At 64.8% G+C, this 17,194-nt stretch carries 18 protein-coding genes and 1 pseudogene; 14 read left to right on the forward strand and 5 right to left on the reverse strand.

Annotation, left to right across the window (positions count from 1 at the left end; genetic code table 11):
- The first annotated feature begins 131 nt into the window (after positions 1-131).
- Complete coding sequence (locus AAFG13_RS31835) at positions 132-722, forward strand: histidine phosphatase family protein (protein ID WP_342709250.1); 591 nt, start codon at positions 132-134, stop codon at positions 720-722.
- 129 nt (positions 723-851) lie between these two features.
- Here AAFG13_RS31835 and AAFG13_RS31840 read toward each other — a convergent pair whose 3' ends face one another.
- Entirely contained in the window at positions 852-1,640 is a 789-nt protein-coding gene (locus AAFG13_RS31840) for an SDR family oxidoreductase (protein ID WP_212313944.1), read from the reverse strand.
- Between the two features lie 309 nt (positions 1,641-1,949).
- On the opposite strand from AAFG13_RS31840, the pseudogene AAFG13_RS31845 reads away from it, so the two are divergent.
- Positions 1,950-2,233, forward strand: a pseudogene (locus AAFG13_RS31845) (GIY-YIG nuclease family protein); the annotation flags it as partial.
- A 156-nt stretch (positions 2,234-2,389) separates the two neighbouring features.
- Here AAFG13_RS31845 and AAFG13_RS31850 read toward each other — a convergent pair.
- Positions 2,390-4,060, reverse strand: coding sequence for a PAS domain-containing methyl-accepting chemotaxis protein (locus tag AAFG13_RS31850; RefSeq protein WP_342709251.1), 1,671 nt, complete (start codon positions 4,058-4,060; stop codon positions 2,390-2,392).
- A gap of 485 nt (positions 4,061-4,545) precedes the next feature.
- Here AAFG13_RS31850 and AAFG13_RS31855 point away from each other — a divergent pair, with 485 nt between their 5' ends.
- The 10 genes from AAFG13_RS31855 (at position 4,546) to AAFG13_RS31900 (ending at position 11,684) form a co-directional block, all read left to right on the forward strand.
- Positions 4,546-5,199, forward strand: coding sequence for a glutathione S-transferase family protein (locus tag AAFG13_RS31855; RefSeq protein WP_342709252.1), 654 nt, complete (start codon positions 4,546-4,548; stop codon positions 5,197-5,199).
- Between the two features lie 162 nt (positions 5,200-5,361).
- Positions 5,362-5,733 (forward strand): nuclear transport factor 2 family protein, encoded by a 372-nt coding sequence (locus tag AAFG13_RS31860; RefSeq protein ID WP_212313939.1) that lies wholly within the window; start codon positions 5,362-5,364, stop codon positions 5,731-5,733.
- 70 nt (positions 5,734-5,803) lie between these two features.
- Positions 5,804-7,009: a serine hydrolase domain-containing protein gene (locus AAFG13_RS31865; RefSeq protein ID WP_212313937.1), complete on the forward strand. Its 1,206-nt coding sequence runs from the start codon at positions 5,804-5,806 to the stop codon at positions 7,007-7,009.
- A gap of 123 nt (positions 7,010-7,132) precedes the next feature.
- Positions 7,133-7,549: a YciI family protein gene (locus AAFG13_RS31870; protein ID WP_212313935.1), complete on the forward strand. Its 417-nt coding sequence runs from the start codon at positions 7,133-7,135 to the stop codon at positions 7,547-7,549.
- A 158-nt stretch (positions 7,550-7,707) separates the two neighbouring features.
- The gene (locus AAFG13_RS31875; RefSeq protein ID WP_207833036.1) at positions 7,708-8,133 is read left to right on the forward strand and encodes a YciI family protein; all 426 of its coding nucleotides are present in this window, start codon (positions 7,708-7,710) and stop codon (positions 8,131-8,133) included.
- Positions 8,134-8,212: 79 nt separating this feature from the next.
- On the forward strand, positions 8,213-8,578 hold the full coding sequence (locus tag AAFG13_RS31880; protein ID WP_212313933.1) for a YciI family protein: 366 nt from the start codon (positions 8,213-8,215) through the stop codon (positions 8,576-8,578).
- Between the two features lie 190 nt (positions 8,579-8,768).
- A complete protein-coding gene (locus AAFG13_RS31885) occupies positions 8,769-9,299 on the forward strand; it encodes a dihydrofolate reductase family protein (protein WP_342709253.1) in 531 nt (176 codons plus the stop codon).
- A 131-nt stretch (positions 9,300-9,430) separates the two neighbouring features.
- Complete coding sequence (locus AAFG13_RS31890) at positions 9,431-10,144, forward strand: TetR/AcrR family transcriptional regulator (RefSeq protein WP_342709254.1); 714 nt, start codon at positions 9,431-9,433, stop codon at positions 10,142-10,144.
- Between the two features lie 131 nt (positions 10,145-10,275).
- Complete coding sequence (locus AAFG13_RS31895) at positions 10,276-10,767, forward strand: DUF2852 domain-containing protein (protein WP_207833029.1); 492 nt, start codon at positions 10,276-10,278, stop codon at positions 10,765-10,767.
- Positions 10,768-10,916: 149 nt separating this feature from the next.
- On the forward strand, positions 10,917-11,684 hold the full coding sequence (locus tag AAFG13_RS31900; protein ID WP_342709255.1) for a serine acetyltransferase: 768 nt from the start codon (positions 10,917-10,919) through the stop codon (positions 11,682-11,684).
- 25 nt (positions 11,685-11,709) lie between these two features.
- On the opposite strand, the gene AAFG13_RS31905 is transcribed toward AAFG13_RS31900, so the two are convergent.
- The 3 genes from AAFG13_RS31905 to AAFG13_RS31915 form a co-directional block, all read right to left on the reverse strand.
- Positions 11,710-12,468 carry a haloacid dehalogenase type II gene (locus AAFG13_RS31905; RefSeq protein WP_342709256.1) on the reverse strand — a complete coding sequence of 253 codons (759 nt, stop codon included), beginning with the start codon at positions 12,466-12,468 and terminating at the stop codon, positions 11,710-11,712.
- Positions 12,469-12,797: 329 nt separating this feature from the next.
- Positions 12,798-13,871 (reverse strand): tartrate dehydrogenase, encoded by a 1,074-nt coding sequence (locus AAFG13_RS31910; RefSeq protein WP_342709257.1) that lies wholly within the window; start codon positions 13,869-13,871, stop codon positions 12,798-12,800.
- A gap of 21 nt (positions 13,872-13,892) precedes the next feature.
- Positions 13,893-15,206, reverse strand: coding sequence for an MFS transporter (locus AAFG13_RS31915; protein ID WP_342709258.1), 1,314 nt, complete (start codon positions 15,204-15,206; stop codon positions 13,893-13,895).
- A gap of 244 nt (positions 15,207-15,450) precedes the next feature.
- On the opposite strand from AAFG13_RS31915, the gene AAFG13_RS31920 reads away from it, so the two are divergent.
- Both AAFG13_RS31920 and AAFG13_RS31925 read left to right on the forward strand, forming a co-directional pair.
- A complete protein-coding gene (locus AAFG13_RS31920; RefSeq protein ID WP_212313926.1) occupies positions 15,451-16,368 on the forward strand; it encodes a LysR family transcriptional regulator in 918 nt (305 codons plus the stop codon).
- 237 nt (positions 16,369-16,605) lie between these two features.
- Positions 16,606-16,914, forward strand: coding sequence for a hypothetical protein (locus AAFG13_RS31925; protein WP_212313925.1), 309 nt, complete (start codon positions 16,606-16,608; stop codon positions 16,912-16,914).
- The last annotated feature ends 280 nt before the right edge of the window (positions 16,915-17,194 follow it).

The raw sequence follows: 17,194 nt of genomic DNA on the forward strand, positions 1-17,194 counted from the left end.
GCCGGATGATAGCGGGCTTGAGGTCTCGTGATAATGGAGGGGGACCAGCTCGTGCCGGGCACGCTAACGCATTTCCGCCTTGCCCGATAAATCAGGTATCAACTGGTCAGAATGGAAGGGCTCCTGCAGCGATGAACCGCGAAACGCATCTCTGGCTGATCCGCCACGCGCCGGTCGACGGTCCGCGCGGCGTGATCCATGCGCCGGATGCGCCCGCGGACCTCGGCGATGTCGCGGCCTTTGCAGCGTTGCAGGCGATGCTGCCGGTTGACGCTGTCGCGGTCTGCAGTCCGGCGCGGCGCACAAGTGAGACCGCAGCAAAACTGGGCCTTGCGGCAACGGAAGACGACGCCTTTCGCGAGCAGGATTTTGGCGACTGGACCGGCCGGCGCCACAGCGAGATCGAGGCCGAACTCGGTGCGGCGGCCTATCGCGCATTCTGGCAATCGCCGGGGACCAACCGGCCGCCCGGCGGCGAAAGTTTTGCCGATCAGATCGCGCGGGCGCGGGCAGGGCTGGCGCGCCTGCCGGCCGGCGACGTCGTGCTGGTCGTGCACTCCGGCACCATCCGCGCGATCCTCGCAATCGCGCTCGAGCTCGCGCCGGAGCTCGCGCTGCGCTTCGTGATCGATCCGCTGTCGCTGACCCGGATCGACCGGCTTGAGAATGCCTGGCGTGTTGTTGCAGTGAACCTGCCGCCGCTACCAACCCCGTCATCCTGAGGTGCGAGCTCTTGCGAGCCTCGAAGGATGCACGGCCACCAGCCGGGCCGTCGACCCTTCGAGGGCCGCTGAAGAAGCGGCCACCTCAGGGTGACGGTGAAAGAGCGAGGCTGCTTCTACAAAAGTGCCTCACCCATTCCGCCGCTGGCCGCGCAGGGTCGGCAGGCCGATGCCGGCGGCATCGAAGCCGCCGTCGACGGCGAGGATCTGGCCGGTGATGTAGCTGGCGCGATCCGAGCACAGGAAGAAGATCGCTTCCGCCAGCTCCTCTTCCAGCCCATAGCGGTTGAGCGGGATCGCGTCGTGGTAGTCGGCGCGGATCTCCGGCGTGTGCACGGCCTTGGCCATCGCGGTCTCGACCGGCCCGGGCGCGACGCCGTTGACGCGGATGCCGAGCGAGGCGAGCTCGACCGCGAGCTGCTTGGTGAGATGCGCGAGGCCGGCCTTGCTGGTGCCGTAGGCCGAGCGCAGCGTCGAGGCGCGCACCGCCGAGATCGAGGTGATGTTGACGATCGCGCCGCCGCCATGCTCGCGCATCACAGGCGCGGCCGCCTTGGTGCACAGGAACGGGCCGGTGAGGTTGACCGCCATGATCCGGTTCCAGTCGGCGTCGGAAGTCTCCAGTACCGGCGTGAACACGGCGATGCCGGCGTTGTTGACGAGCGCATCGAGCCGGCCGAAGCGGTCCGTGATCGCCGCGATCGCTTTGGTTACACCGGCGGCATCCGATACGTCGCAGGTCAGCGCCAGCGTGGTGTCGGGCTGCTTCAATGCCGCGACCGCGGCGCGCAGCAATTCACCCTCGATGTCGAGCAGCGCGACGCGCCAGCCGTTGGCGAGAAAGCGTTTCGCTGCGGCGAGCCCGATGCCGCGCGCGGCGCCGGTCACGAGTGCGACTTTGGGGGAAGCGGAATTCATCGGATGGTCCATCGGTTCGGGCAGCAAGTCCCGACCGTCTGCGACCTTTGTCCGGTGATGTCAACCGGACCTGTTTCCCGTCACCCTGAGGTGCGAGCGCAGCGAGCCTCGAAGGGTGCACGGCCACCGGCCGGGCCGTGCATCCTTCGAGGCTCGCCCAGCGCCGTAAGCGCGCCGCTGAGCTCGCACCTCATCAGGATGACGGGGACAAGTTTGAGTGGATCATGAGAGAACGGCTATTCCATTCTGCTCTTGACCACGATGTAGGTTGCTTCATCCTGCAGATGTGACAATGACGAGATCATCGCGATGGGCATCTACGTCTACATGCTTCGCTGTGCTGACAACTCGTTCTATGTCGGCAGTGCCACCGGCGATGATCTTGCGCCTCGGATCGATCAGCACAACGCCGGCGCTTATCCCGGCTACACATTCACCCGGCGACCAGTTGTGCTCGTCTGGTCGGAGCATTTCGATCGCATCACACGGACGGCATCGCGGCGGAGCGCCAGATCAAGGGTTGGGGCCGCGGGAAGAAGGAAGCTTTGCAGCGATCGGACTGGACGACCATCAGCCAGTTGTCGCGCCGACGTGGCGGCGCCGCGCGCGGTGATTCTCTCCCCGTCATCCTGAGGAGCCGCGAAGCGGCGTCTCGAAGGATGCACGGCCCCCAGCCCGGGCCGCGCACCCTTCGAGGCTCGCTCCGCTCGCACCTCAGGGTGACGGGGAGAAAGTCATCGCACCGCAACCTAAGCCGCGAGCTCGGCGGAGGCGCGCTGCATATTGGTCGACATGTCCTGCGTCACGATGCTCTGCTCCTCGACCGCGGCGGCGGTGGAGGTGATGTATTCGTTGACGCCGGCGATCGCCGCCTTGATCTCGGACAGCGAGGTGACCACTTCGGCGGCGATCGAGTTCAGCGCATCGATCTCCGAGGAGATCGTGTCGGTCGCCTGCTTGGCCTGGTTGGCGAGGCTCTTCACCTCCGAGGCCACCACCGCGAAGCCGCGGCCGGCTTCGCCCGCACGCGCCGATTCGATCGTGGCGTTGAGCGCGAGCAGGTTGATCTGCCCGGTGATGCTCGAGATCATCTCGACGATGCCGCTCATCGCCTGAGCCGCGGCGTTGAGCTTCTGCGCCTGTCCGTCGGCAGCCTCGACGCGGCCGCTGGCGACCGCGGCGTTCTGCTTCGACTTGGTCATGGTCTCCGAGATCTCGCGGATTGAAGCGCTCATCTCTTCGCTGCCGGCGGCAACCGCCTCGATCAGGCCGCGCGCGCTGTCGGCCTTCTTGCGGCCGATCGCCTGCGCGGTGATGTCGGTGGCGTATTTCACCACCTTGTAGGGCTTGCCGTTGAGATCGAGGATCGGGTTGTAGGAGGCCTGGATCCAGATCTCGCGGCCGCCCTTGGCGATGCGCCTGTATTCGGCGGCCTGGAACTCGCCGCGGTTCAGCGCCCCCCAGAACTCGCGGTAGCCCGACGAACTCGCCTCGACTGGCTCGACGAACATGCTGTGATGTTTGCCCTGAATCTCGGCGAGCAGATAGCCCATCGCGGCGAGGAAGTTCGGGTTCGCGGTGCGAATCGTGCCGTCCATGTTGAACTCGATCACGGCTTGCGACTTGCCGATGGCGTCGATCTGGCCGTCATTGTCGGCGGCCTTCAGCTTCTGCTGCGTGACGTCGGTTGCGAACTTGACGACCTTGAACGGTTTGCCGCGGTCGTCGAGGATCGGGTTGTAGCTGGCGAGAATCCAGATCTCCTTGCCACCCTTGGCGACCCGCTTGAACTCGCCGGTCTCGAACTCGCCGCGGTTCAGCCGTGCCCAGAAATCGCTATAGGCCGGGCTGTCGCGGTCGGCCGGCGGCATGAACATGCTGTGATGCTTGCCCTGAATCTCGGCGAGCGAGTAACCCATCGCGCCGAGGAAGTTCTCGTTGGCATTGACGATGGTGCCGTCCATGTTGAACTCGATCACCGCCTGCGCGCGGCCGATCGCGGCGATCTTGCCGGCGTCTTCCATGCTGTGGATCTTCTGCGCGGTGATGTCGGTGGCGAACTTGATGACGCCGACCGGCTTGCCGTTCTTGTCCGTGATCGGATTGTAGGAGGCCTGGATCCAGACCTCGCGGCCGCCCTTGGCAACGCGCTTGTACTGGGCGGCCTGGAATTCGCCGCGGTTGAGGCTCGCCCAGAACGCGCGATAGTCGTGGCTGTCGCGATACGCCGGCTCGACGAACATGCTGTGGTGCTTGCCCCTGATCTCGTCGAGCGAGTAGCCCATCGCGTTCAGGAAGTTTTCGTTGGCGGTGACGATGGTGCCGTCGAGCTTGAACTCGATCACCGCCTGCGATTTGCCGATCGCTGCGGCTTGCGCCAGCGCATTGTCGATGTTTGCCTTGTTGCTGAAACTGAACATCAGGGCTCCGTGAAGTTTCAAATGAAACGGGATGGGAAATTGGATCGACGCAACTCACGGAAAGGTTGCAGCGAGCCGTTTAGCATCGGTAAAGCCTGCGGCCTGGCACGGACTGCATAACGCAGCGCGGCGCGCGCGCATCTATCTCAGTTTGCGAAGCAATTTTTTGATCTGCACGCTATCATTCATAGTCGGGATGCGATGTTCACCGTAATCTTACGGATGAAAATTGGTGACAACTTTTGTCTGATGCAGATGATCGCAACGCGTCCACTTCAGCAACGCTGATAGACCTATTACGAGCGTTGATATTGCCGACTGCTTCACGGATCGATTCAGTACCGCGATTCGCGTGCTCAACGAATGCGAGTCGCGTCGATGCCCGCTCGCGGCGCCGGGCGACGGGCAAAATAATTTCCGCGCGAGATGTCGGCAGAGCGGTTTCCGGTTCGTCCTCCGGGTACTGGTTCCACGATGGAGTTCTAATGTCGCTCACACTGCATTACCACCCGCTGTCGTCGTTCTGCTGGAAGGCGCTGGTCGCACTTTACGAGAACGGCGCGCCGTTCACGCCGAACATGGTCAATCTCGGCGATCCCGCCGAGCGCGCGGCGCTGCTCGCGCTGTCGCCGATCGGCCGCTTTCCTGTCCTTCACGACGAGGCGCGCGGCGAGGCGGTGCCTGAATCGAGCATCGTTATCGAATATCTCGACCGGCACTATCCCGGCACCGTCGAGTTGATTCCTGACGACCCGGAGCTTGCGTTGCAGACCCGGCTGCGCGACCGCTTCCTCGATCTCTACGTCCATCTGCCGTTGCAGAAGATCGTCGGCGACCGGCTGCGTCCGGCGGACAGCAAGGATCCGCGTGGCGTCGCCGAAGCGCGGGCGCAGCTCCGCACCTCCTATGCGATCCTCGACCAGCAGCTCGCGCAAGGCGGCTGGATGATGGGTGAGCAGGTTTCGCTGGCCGACTGCGCCGCCGCGCCGGCGCTGTTCTACGGCAACAAGGTCGAGCCGATCGGGGAGGGCCACCCGCATCTGGCGGCCTATCTCGAGCGGCTGATGGCGCGGCCGTCCTTCGCGCGCGTCCTCAAGGAAGCCGAGCCCTATTTCGGCATGTTCCCCAAGGAAGACTGAAAAGGAAACCTGAAAAAGGGAACCTGAGGTCCGATCAGGACCCCGAAAATAAATGCGGCGCGATGTCGTTTTCGCGCCGCCCCGTTCGTCTTCTCCCTGAAGCCCGGGTTCTGGAGCGCCGGTCGCGCCGAGGGGCCCGGGCGACATCTGTGTGGAGACGACATGGCTGCAGCTGGCAACAGGGCCGAGATCATCCGCGGGATCTTCGCCGCCTATCTCGCCAATGACCGCGCGAGCGTCGAGGCCGCGTTCGCGGAGGATTTCCGCTTCTCGACGCCCTATGGCGAGAACATCGACAAGCCGCGCTATTTCGCCGAGTGCTGGCGCGACTCTGGCTGGATCGGCCGTCACGAGATCGAGCGCATCATGGTCGATGGCGTTGAGGCCTACGTCACCTATCGCTGCGTCGCCCGCGACGGCAAGAGCTTCCGCAACACCGAGTTCTTCGTGTTCGACGGCGACAAGGTGTCGCGCATTGACGTCTATTTCGGTCCGTCGCATCAGGACGGCGAACTGGTCAGGCAGGATCGATAAGGCAGCGCCGGTGATATCGCTCGCGCGATCGTCGCAGGCGAGCCCGAATTCTGCGAAGGAAACCTGGAAAATGTCCATTGCGAGTGAAAGCAGCGGCCTGTCGCAGGCACGGCTTGGACGCATGCGCGAAGTGCTGGCACGCCATGTCGATGGTGGCGACGTTCCAGGCCTCGTGGCGCTGGTCAGCCGCCGCGGCGAGATCCATGCAGATGTGCTTGGCCGCATGGCGATGGACGGGCCGCCGATGCAGCGCGACACCATCTTCCGCATCGCCTCGATGACCAAGCCGGTGACGGCGGTCGCCGCAATGATCCTGGTCGAGGAATGCCGGCTCAAGCTCGATGATCCCATCGATCGCTGGCTGCCCGAGCTCGCCGATCGCCGTGTGTTGCGCACTATCGAATCCGAGATCCACGACACGGTGCCGGCCAAGCGCGCGATCACGCTGCGCGACCTTCTCACCTTCCGTCTCGGGCTCGGCATGATCCCGGTGTTTCCGGCGCGCTATCCGATCCAGATGGCGATCGCGGATGCCGGCTTTGCGCCCGGGCCGGTGTTTCCGTCGTTTCCGCCGGACGAATTGCTGCGCCGCTACGGCACGCTGCCGCTGGCCTATCAGCCCGGTGAACGCTGGCTCTACGACGCGGGGAGCCAGATCCTCGGCGTCCTGATCGCGCGTGTCGCAGGAACCTCGTTCGCCGGCTTCCTGGAAGAGCGGATCTTCGGGCCGCTCGGCATGAACGATACGGCTTTCCATGTGCCGCAACATAAGTTGTCGCGATTTGCGACGTGCTATGGCGGCGATCCTGCGACCGGCACGCTGAAAGTGTTCGACCAACCTGCGACCGGCAAATTCGCGGCGCCGCCGGTGTTCGAGAACGGCAGCGCCGGGCTGGTGTCGACCGCGGATGATTTCAACGCCTTCGCGCAGATGTTGCTCAATGGCGGACGGCTCGGTACCGAGCGCATTCTGTCGCGTCCCTCAGTGGAGCTGATGACTTCGAACCAGATCACGCCGGAACAGAAACTTGGCTCCGAGTTCTTGCTCGGTCCGTGCGGCTGGGGCTTCGGGCTGTCGGTGTTCACCGCGCGCGACGATCTCTGCCATGTGCCGGGCCGCTACGGCTGGGACGGCGGCTATGGCACCTCCTGGTATTCCGACCCGCGCGAAACGATGACCGGAATCCTGCTGACCCAGCGCATGATGGATTCGCCGCAGCCGCCCGCGGTGTTCGCCGATTTCTGGACGCTCGCCTATCAGGCGATCGATGACTAGCCTGGAGTGCGCGTCAATGACCTCGAGAATAATTTCAAACGCCGTGTCGGAATCGCAGACTCAGCATCGTCGTTCAATCGAGCGCCGGTGCTGAGATCGGCTCAGAGACAACGGAGCAGGACGATGAAGTTCATGGTGATAGTGAAGGCGAACAAGGATACCGAGGCCGGCGTGATGCCGAGCACCGAGCTGCTCGCCGCGATGGGCAAGTTCAACGAGGAGATGGTCAAGGCCGGCGTGATGCAGGCCGGCGAGGGCCTGCATCCGACCAACAAGGGCGCGCGCGTCAAATATGCCGGCGGGCAGAGCACCGTGAGCCACGGACCGTTCAGCCCGACCGGCGATCTGGTCTGCGGCTTCTGGCTGATCGAGACCAGGTCGCTCGATGAAGCGATCGACTGGATGAAGCGCGCGCCGTTCGGCGGCGGCTCCGAGATCGAGATCCGCCAGGTGTTTGCCGCGGAGGATTTCGGCGAGGCGCTGACGCCCGAGTTGCGCGAGCAGGGAGAGCGCCTGCGTGCGCAGGCCGGAAGGAAGTAATGACTTCGTCATTCCAGGCTTGCGCGTCCAAATCGGCTGTTGCCGACTTGGACAAATACCAAGCGCCGAATTCGGGTAAACTCGAATTCGGACGGCGCATTCCTGAAATGACGGGGATGAGAACTCCACGTGATTCAACTAGCAAGAAAGTCCGACCAATGCGTTTCATGATGCTGATGATCCCGCTCGGCTACGAGTCCGCGCCGGCCAAGCTCGAGCTCGACCCGGAACGGGTCGCCGCGATGATGCGATACAATCAGGCGCTGAAGGACGCCGGCGTGCTGATCACGCTGGAAGGCCTGCATCCGCCGGCCTCAGGCGCGCGCGTCAAGTTCGACACCGGCCTGCCGGTGGTGATCGACGGTCCGTTCACCGAGGCCAAGGAAGTGATCGGAGGCTTCTGGATGATCGAGGTCGCCTCGCGCGCCGAAGCGATCGCATGGGCGAAGCAGTGCCCGGCCTCCGCCAACGAGATGATCGAGATCCGCCAGGTGCAGGAGATGGCGGATTTCTCCGAGGAAGTGCAGCAGGCGGCCGCGACCTTCGAACATCCGCAGGGCGGCTGGGGCAAGGCGCTGCGCTGAATTTCAAACGAAACGCGATGCCGCCGCAAAAGCGGCATCGCGTCCCCAACTGATTGTCAAACCACAACGGAGAAGCACGATGAGCAATGACACCTTCCTCGCGGTCTATCTCGGCGGCGGCAAATCCGGTTCGCGCATGGCAGCCTGGAACGCGCTGCCGGAGGCCGAACGGCGTGCCAAGGAGCAGCAGGGCATGGCCGCCTGGGGCGCCTGGGTCGAGAAGCACCACGACGTGATCGTCGAGATGGGCGGGCCGCTCGGCAAGACCAAGCATGTCGGCGCCGGCGGCACCGCCGACATCGCCAATCTGATGACCGGCTTCACCGTGGTGCGCGCGCCCACACATGAGGCGGCGGCAAAGCTGTTCGAGAACCACCCGCACTTTTCGATCTTCCCCGGCGAGGCCGTGGAGATCATGCCGGTGCTGCCGATCCCGGGGCGATAGCGCCCGGGGTGCTGGAGCCCCAAACTCACTGCACCTCTCCCGCTTGCCGCGGGAGGGGGCTCCGTTCTCGTAGATCGAACGTCTGCTTGTTCTATCTACCGACAAGCTGCGTGCATTGATCCGCCCGACCTCGCTCTCAGGTCATGCCGGCCCACGCAAATCTGGAAACCCCGGGTGGAGGTCGCGCGCCATGGCGAAGCTCGTCTTCGGATTGAACCAGTCGCTCGACGGCTATGTCGATCATCAGGCCATGCTGCCGGACACCGGGCTGTTTCGTCATTTCATCGAGCAGGTGCGCGGCGTGACCGGCATGCTGTACGGCCGCCGCATGTACGAGGTGATGCGCTATTGGGACGAAGACCTCCCTGACTGGGATGCGGAGGAGCGCGACTATGCGGCAGCGTGGCGGAGCCGGCCAAAGTGGGTCGTGTCGCGCTCGCTGAAGTTGGTCGGACCCAACGCGACGCTCGTCGAGGGGGACCTCGCGGCGGCGGTGCGCGGGCTGAAGGCCCGGCTCGACGGCGAGATCGAAGTCGCCGGACCGGAGCTGGCGGGGAACCTGACCGAGCTCGGCCTGATTGACGAGTATCGAATCTACCTCCGGCCCATCGTGCTTGGTCGCGGCAAGCCGTTCTTTGCCGGCCCACGCGCGCCGCTCCGCCTCGTGGCAAGCGATCGGCTGGGCGAGAACACGCTCAGGTTGATCTACGTCCCCGCCTAGACCCGCAATGCGCCTGACGGCTTGGCGAGGCAGTCCTCGACGCCGTTCGGCCAGCCGGTCCGTTAATCTTGATGAACCGCCGGCCTGGCCGCTAGTGACCTTTACCACCGGCTCATGTAAAAGCCGTTCACATGAGCTGGCGCAAGGACCAAGGCCGCGCCGAGCGCGGCTATCATCACGGCAATCTCAAAGAGGCGTTGCTGCAGGCAGCCCTCGACCTGATCTCGAAGAAGGGGCCGGCCGGCTTCACCTTCGCCGACGCCGCGCGCATGGCCGGCGTCAGCCCCGCTGCGCCCTACCGCCACTTCCGCGACCGTGACGAACTGATCGCCAGCATCGCACAGCGCGGCTTCGAGCAGTTCGAGGCGCTCTTGACGCAGGCCTGGGACGACGGTCGCCCCGACACCGTCTCGGCGTTCGAGCGGGTCGGCAAGGCCTATCTCGCCTTCGCGCGCGAGGAGCCCGCGTTCTACTCCGCGATGTTCGAATCCGGCCTGCCGGTCGATTCCAATCCGACCTTGATGGCGGCAAGCGAACGCGCGTTCGCGATCATCCGCGCCGCCGCCGAGCGGCTCGCGGCGCTGGCGCCGCCCGGCACACCGCGCCCGCCGGCGATGATGATGGCGCTGCATATCTGGTCGATGTCGCACGGCGTCGCCTCGCTGTTCGGCCGCGGCGATGCCGCGCGGCGCAAGCTGCCGATGTCGCCGGAGGATCTGCTCGAGGCCGAAGTGCTGATCTATCTGCGCGGCCTTGGCTTCCTCACCGATCGCAAGCCGGGAACCGCGGCAGCCGCCGAAGAGCCGGCCGGCGACAGATCCGGCCCGTGGGGCAAGCCGAAATAAGGTTCAACGTCGAAGTCAAAAATAATCCGAGGGGTGCGGCATCTGCTCTGCTTGACTTTCCCAAGGGCTCGGCTATCTATGTAAATGTTATTTACATTCACAACGGCGTGATTGCCGTGATGGAGAAGGAAATGGCCTACACCGCAGATGTCAATCGCTGGCGCGGCCCCGTCGAAGAGCCCTACCGTCCACACTTCTACGCGACGCCGTGGCATCCCCTGAAGATCGCCGGGATCATCCTCGGCTTCATGATCTGGTGGCCGATCGGCCTCGCCCTTCTCTTTTTCACACTCGGGAGCAGAAAAATGGCCTGTTGGAGTCACTACGATCAGGATCGCTGGGCGAACAAGATGGAGCGCATGCAGGACAAGATGGAGCGGATGAAGAGCCGCATGGAGCGCCGCGGCTTCCCGTTCGGCGGCTTCGGCCCGCCCACCAGCGGCAACCGCGCCTTCGACGAGTACCGCCAGGACACGCTGCGCCGGCTCGAGGAAGAGCAGGTCGAGTTCAAGAACTTCCTCGATCGCCTGCGCCACGCCAAGGACAAGGAAGAGTTCGACGCCTTCATGGCGCAGCACAAGACCCGTCCGACCCCGCCGAACGATCAGCCGCCGCAGAGCTGATCCCGCGAGGAAAGCACTGAGCCTTCAGGCGATGTGCCCCCATAGAACCTGATGGCCCGAGCCGCCCGTTTGCGACAAGCAAGCGGGCGGTTTGCATTTTGCGGTGGTCATGCCCACTCTATCGTCGAAATCCCGGCGATGAGGTGATCATGGCGGTGCAGGCGACGGCGAGTCCTCAAGATCTCTGGCTTGCGATCCGGCGCGAGGCGGAGGCTGCTGTTGTCGCCGATCGCTTTCTCGAGGCCTCGGCTGCCTTCATCCTCGATCAGGGCGATCTCGGCGGCGCGCTCGCCTTCCTGATCGGCCGGGCTATCTGCCGCGCGGAAGCCGATCGCGTGCAGTTCATGCGGACCGCCCGCGAAGCGTTCGCGGCCGAGCCTGCGCTGGTCGATGCCGCGGCCACCGATCTGGTGTCGATCGTGCGCCGCGACCCGGCGATCACGGGCTTGTTGCCGCCGTTCTTGAACTTCAAGGGCTACGTCGCGCTGCAAGCCTGGCGGGTGTCGAACTGGCTGTGGCGCCACGATCGCCCCGACCTTTCGCTGTTGATGCAGAGTGCGGCGGCGGACCAGTTGCAGATCAGCATTCACCCGTCGGCCCGGATCGGAACGGCGGTTTTCCTCGATCACGGCACCGGCATCATCATCGGCGCGTTGGCTTCCGTCGGCGACGAGGTCACGATCCTGCAGAACGTCACCATCGCGCGGCATCAGGATGACCCGCGCCACGCACCGACGATCGGCCGCGGCGTGCTGCTCAGCGCCGGCGCAACGGTGATCGGAAACCTTTCTGTCGGCGACTTCGCCAAGGTCGGCGCCGGTGCGCTGGTGACGTCGGATGTGCCGGCCGGCTGCACCGCCGTCGGCGTCCCCGCGCGGCTGACCAATTGCGCCGAGGCGGGTGCGCCTGGAGCATGATCCGGAAAAGTGGCCCCTCGCGTCGTCACGCCGGCACGAGCATATCGGCGAGTTGCGTAAAACTGTCCGCGTGGAGGTCGATCCAGGATTCCGGCGCGACGTCGACCTTCGCCGCCGGCCCGAACTCCAGCGGACGGGCGACGAACGCAGTGCGCATGCCGAAGGCGCCGGCCGCCTTCAGGTCGTATTTGTGGCAGGCGACCATCAGGATCTTGTCGGCGGGATAACCGAGGTAGTCGACGGCGAGCTGATACACCGCGGGTGATGGCTTGTAGCTGCGTGCAAGCTCCGCGGTCAGCACGGCGTCGAATGGCAGCTTGGCATGCTTGACCACCGCCACCACGGCGGCCATGCCGGCATTTGACAAGGTCGAGGTCACGAACCGGCTGCGCAGACGTGCAAGGCCTTCGACACTGTCGGGCCACGCGTCGAGCTTGCTCCACACCGTGTTCAGTTCGTCGCGCTCGTCGCTGGAGAAGGCCTCCGAGAGGCCGTGGCGATCGAGCAGCACATCCAGCGCCTCGCGATAGATGCGGTCGACCCGAATCCAAGGGCGCTTGCCGGCGATCACGTCGTCGAGCGCGGCACGATAAAGATCGCGCCATTCGCTCGAGAGTTTGGCCCAGTCGAGCGCAAGCCCCTTCGCGGCATTGACGGCCTGCCCCGCACGCAGGATCGGCTGATAGAAGTCGACGCATGTGCCCTGGACGTCGAAGGCGATGGCGCGGATCTCATCGCGCCATGGCGCGGCGCCCGCCGGCTGTATCCCCGTCATCGCGGCCATGATCGATAGTCCTCCAGCGGTCATGAAGTGTCGTCTGGTCAGATCAGGTAGCACGGTTCGTTCCCCGGTTGCGGTATCAGATAGAGGCGCACCTTCGTGAGCTGAGCACCCTGATCAGACTCCCTCCCCCCTGTGGGAGAGGGTGGGGTGAGGGGTGGCCCCGGGAGCGATCCGAGAAGTAAGCGAAGTTCAGTCAACATGCTCGCCGGATCGTATGCAGTCCTCGTCACTAATTATCAGCGGAGCAAGCGGTACCCCTCCCCCGCAAGGGGGAGGGAGCCCCACCAGCGTGCTCGCCTCACTGTGTGATGCGGCTCGCTAACGCCCCCTCACACATTCGATCCATGGATCGCGTCGATCACGGCGTCGGTCACTTCCTTGGTCGTCGCCTTGCCGCCGACATCGGGCGTCAGCACGCCGGCCGCGCACACCCTCTCGACCGCGGCCATCAGGCGCGCGGCGGCGTCCTTTTCGCCGAGATGCTCCAGCATCTGCGCGCCGGTCCAGAAGGTCGCGACCGGGTTGGCGATACCCTTGCCAGTGATGTCGAAGGCCGAGCCGTGGATCGGCTCGAACATCGAGGGGAAGCGGCGCTGCGGATCGATATTGCCGGTCGGCGCGACGCCGAGGCTGCCGGCCAGGGCACCTGCGAGATCAGACAGGATGTCGGCGTGCAAATTGGTTGCCACGATGGTGTCGAGGCTCTTCGGATGCAGCGTCATCCGCACCGTCATGGCGTCGACCAGCATCTTGTCCCAGGTCACGTCGGGGAATTCCTTGGCGACCTCGGCGGCGATCTCGTCCCACATCACCATGCCGTGGCGCTGCGCGTTCGACTTGGTCACCACGGTGAGAAATTTGCGCGGCCGCGACTGCGCAAGCTGGAACGCGTAGCGCATGATCCGCGTCACGCCGACCCGGGTGAAGACAGCCACTTCCGTGCCGACCTCTTCCGGCAGGCCGCGGTGCGCACGTCCGCCCATGCCGGCATATTCACCCTCGGAATTCTCGCGCACGATCACCCAGTCGAGATCGCCGACGCCGACATTGCGCAGCGGCGAGGCGACGCCGGGCAGGATCTTGGTCGGCCGCACATTGGCGTACTGGTCAAAGCCCTGGCAGATCGGCAACCGAAGGCCCCACAGCGTGATGTGATCGGGCACGTCGGGCGCGCCGACCGCACCGAAATAGATCGCGTCGAAATTCTTCAGGTCTTTGAGCCCGTCGGCCGGCATCATCACGCCGTGCTTCTTGTAATAGTCCGAGCCCCAGTCGAAGGTCTTGACGTTGAAGCTGATGTCGCCGCTGCGCTCGGCCAGTGCCTGAAGCACGCGGACACCCGCCGAGATCACTTCGGGGCCGATGCCGTCGGCGGGAATGGCGGCGATGGAATGGGTACGCATGGGTTGTCTCCGGATGAATGGTTAGCGGGTTCGCACGGGATTGGGTTGTGGTTCGGCCGGCGCGGGCGCGCTCTGCGCGCGCGACAGCAGCAGCGTGAGCACGGCTGACAGCACCAGCAGGCCAGCGACGAAATAGAGACCGCCCTCGAAACTGCCGGTGCGCTCCTTGATCCAGCCGATCATCGCGGGGCCGACGAAGCCGCCGAGATTGCCGATCGAGTTGATGGTGGCGATGCCGGCCGCGGCGGCCGAGCCCGACAGGAACATGGTCGGCATGCTCCACAGCGGCGGCTTCGACGAAGAGATGCCGATATTGACCAAGGTCAGCGCCGCGATCACGGCGGCGAGGCCGGTCCATAGCCCGGCAAGCGCGAGGCCCGCCGCCGCGATCAGGCAGGCGATCACGACGTGCCAAGTGCGTTCGCCGGTGCGGTCGGAATGCCGCGCCCACAGGATCATCGCGATCACGGCGATGGTTGCCGGCACCGCGTTGAGGGAGCCGACCTGCAGAGACGACAGGCCGAACGCCTTGATGATCTGCGGCGCCCAAACGCCAAGTGTGTAGAGCCCGGCCGAAGTGCCGAAATAGACCAGCGCCAGCGCCAGCACGCGCGGATCGGCGAGCCCGCGCCAGATGCTGTGGCTCGCGGTCGAAGCCTTGCCGTCGTTCTCCGCCTTCATGGTCTTGACCAGCCAGGCGCGTTCGTCGTCGGCAAGCCATCTGGCCTGCTCCGGCCGGTCGGTCAGGAAGCCGAGCACGACGAAGCCGAGCAGCACGGCAGGCACCGCCTCCAGCACGAACAGCCATTGCCAGCCCTTGAAGCCGAACAGGCCGTCCATCTCCAGCAACGCGCCCGACACCGGCGAGCCGAGCACGGTCGAGAGCGGCGCGGCGGCCATGAACAGCGCGGTGACGGCGGCGCGCTGCCGCGCCGGGAACCAGTAGGAGAGGTAGAGGATGATGCCGGGGAAGAAGCCGGCCTCCGCGGCGCCGAGCAGGAAGCGCAGCACGTAGAAGCTGGTCGCGCCCTGCACCAGCGCCATCGCCGCCGAGACCAGGCCCCAGGTGATCATCACCCGCGCGATCCAGATCCGCGCGCCGATCTTGTGCAGGATGATGTTGGAGGGCACCTCGAACAGGAAGTAGCCCCAGAAGAAGATACCGGCGCCGAAGCCATAGACCGTCGGCGACAGGCCGATGTCCTTGTTCATCGTGAGCGACGCGAAGCCGATATTGACGCGGTCGATGAAGGCCACGAAGTACAGCAGCATGATGAACGGCACGATGCGCAGTGAGATCTTGCGCAACACGCGCGTGCCAAGCTCGCTTTCCATGGGCTTCCTCAGGGTTCGTGTTGTTTGTTGGGACGGCGCATTTCGCCGCGCCATTGGGAAGCCTAGAGGCGCGCGCCCTTCCGATTCAATCCGCGCCGGTTTATACAAAAAAATGATATAATCGCTGCCGTCGCCCGTCATTGCGAGGAGCGAAGCGACGAAGCAATCCATCCTTCCACGCGTGCGGAGAGATGGATTGCTTCGCTTGCGCTCGCAATGACGGCGGGTGAGAAGGAAACCCATCTTGGAACTGCACCAGCTTCGCTGCTTCGTAGCGGCTGCCGAGGAACTGCATTTCGGCCGTGCCGCGCAGCGCCTGCAGATGATGCCGTCGGCGCTCGGCCGCCACATCAAGCTGCTGGAGGAGGATCTCGGGGTGCGGCTGTTCGCGCGCACCACGCGCGCGGTATCGTTGACCGAGGACGGCTCTGTGCTGCTGCGCGAGGGACGCGCGCTGCTCGGCCGCGCCGAGGCGATCGAGGACGGCTTTCGCCGCCGGCTGCGCAAGCCGCAGGCGCGGCGCTTCCGGATCGGCGCGATCGACAGCGCCGCGGCCGGCCTGCTGCCGCCGCTGCTGCGCGACCTCCGTGCCGCCCATCCGGAGGTTGCCGTGCAACTGCTTGAGGAGAAGACCATCCGGCTGCTGCCGAAGCTGTTGTCGGGCGCGCTCGATCTCGCTTTCGTGCGCCCGCCGGAGCGGCCCGACCGGCGCATCGAGTTTGTTCCGCTACTGCAGGAGACCGCCGTGGTGGCGCTGTCGCACAAGCATAAGCTGGCGCGGCGCAAGCAGATCGTGCTGCCTGATATCGCCGATCAGCCCTTGATCGTGCCGGAGCGCCGCTCGCGGCCGCACAGCCACGATCTCACGACAAAACTGTTCGACGAGGCCGGGCTGACGCCGCGCATCCAGGAGATCGCCGACGAGAAGCAGACCATCGTCAACATGGTTGCAGCAAGGCTCGGCGTCGCCATCGTGCCGCGCTGGACCGCGCGGATGGCGATCCCGGGCGTGCGCTTTGTGCCGCTGCGCCTAAAACGCGGCAGCAGCACCGGCCGCCTGCCGCTCGCTGCCGCCTGGCTGAAAGGCTCCCGCGATCCGGTCCGCGACCAGGTGCTCGCGGTGCTGGAGGCGAGGTTGAAGAGTTACGCGCGGGAGGCTTGACGACGCTTGGTAGCCGTGGCCCGCTTCGCTGCAACAACCATCACTTCTACGCAGGCGCAGCAGATGATACGATGGGCCAACGCGACCTCGGCTCAAGCCGAGAGCGTGTCTGTCCTTCGGAGAATTTGCAAAGCAACTGTCGTACTAGCCTGCTAGCGATTCCGTCGCGGCTACCAGTGCGCTTCCCGCGCCGGAAGTCGCCCGACGCTTCGCCGGCATTCCTTGACCGGAGGGATCATGCTCCGCATCGTCACGTGTCTGACGCTATTGATTTCCCTTCATGCGGCCGCGGCGCAAGACAGGGCGCCGGGCGGTTCATCGCAGCCCTATTTTGGGGGCTCCACAGCGCCGCCGACCGATCTGCCATCCGGGATCGGCAACTATTGCATCTACGAAAACCTCATCTTCTCGATTGGCTCGCCCATGTGCATTGGCAAGACGAGCTACGTATGTGCTCCCGCGATAAACGAAGCGGAGCTCAGTCAGCGGGCGTATTGGTCAGCAAGACCAGCTGACCCAAAACTGACCGCGCCGGTGTGCCAGTAGATTGGTTTCCCGTCTCCCTTGAATCGAGAACCATCCTCATCGTCGTCCCGGCCTAGTGCGCAATTGCGTACGGGGGCCGGGACGACAGCGGAATTTGAGACGTGCAGATGCCTAGCAACTTGCGCCACGCACTCGGTGTCGTCCTGGCGAAGGCCAGGACCCATTACCCCAGGTCTCGATTGTTGTGCGACGTTGGGGCCGCGAGCGTATTCATCACCGAATGCGGTGGTAATGGGTCCTGGCTTTCGCCAGGACGACGAACGGAGAGGCTCCCGCCGAG

Origin of the sequence: Bradyrhizobium sp. B124, from assembly GCF_038967635.1 — a bacterium.
GTDB lineage: Bacteria > Pseudomonadota > Alphaproteobacteria > Rhizobiales > Xanthobacteraceae > Bradyrhizobium.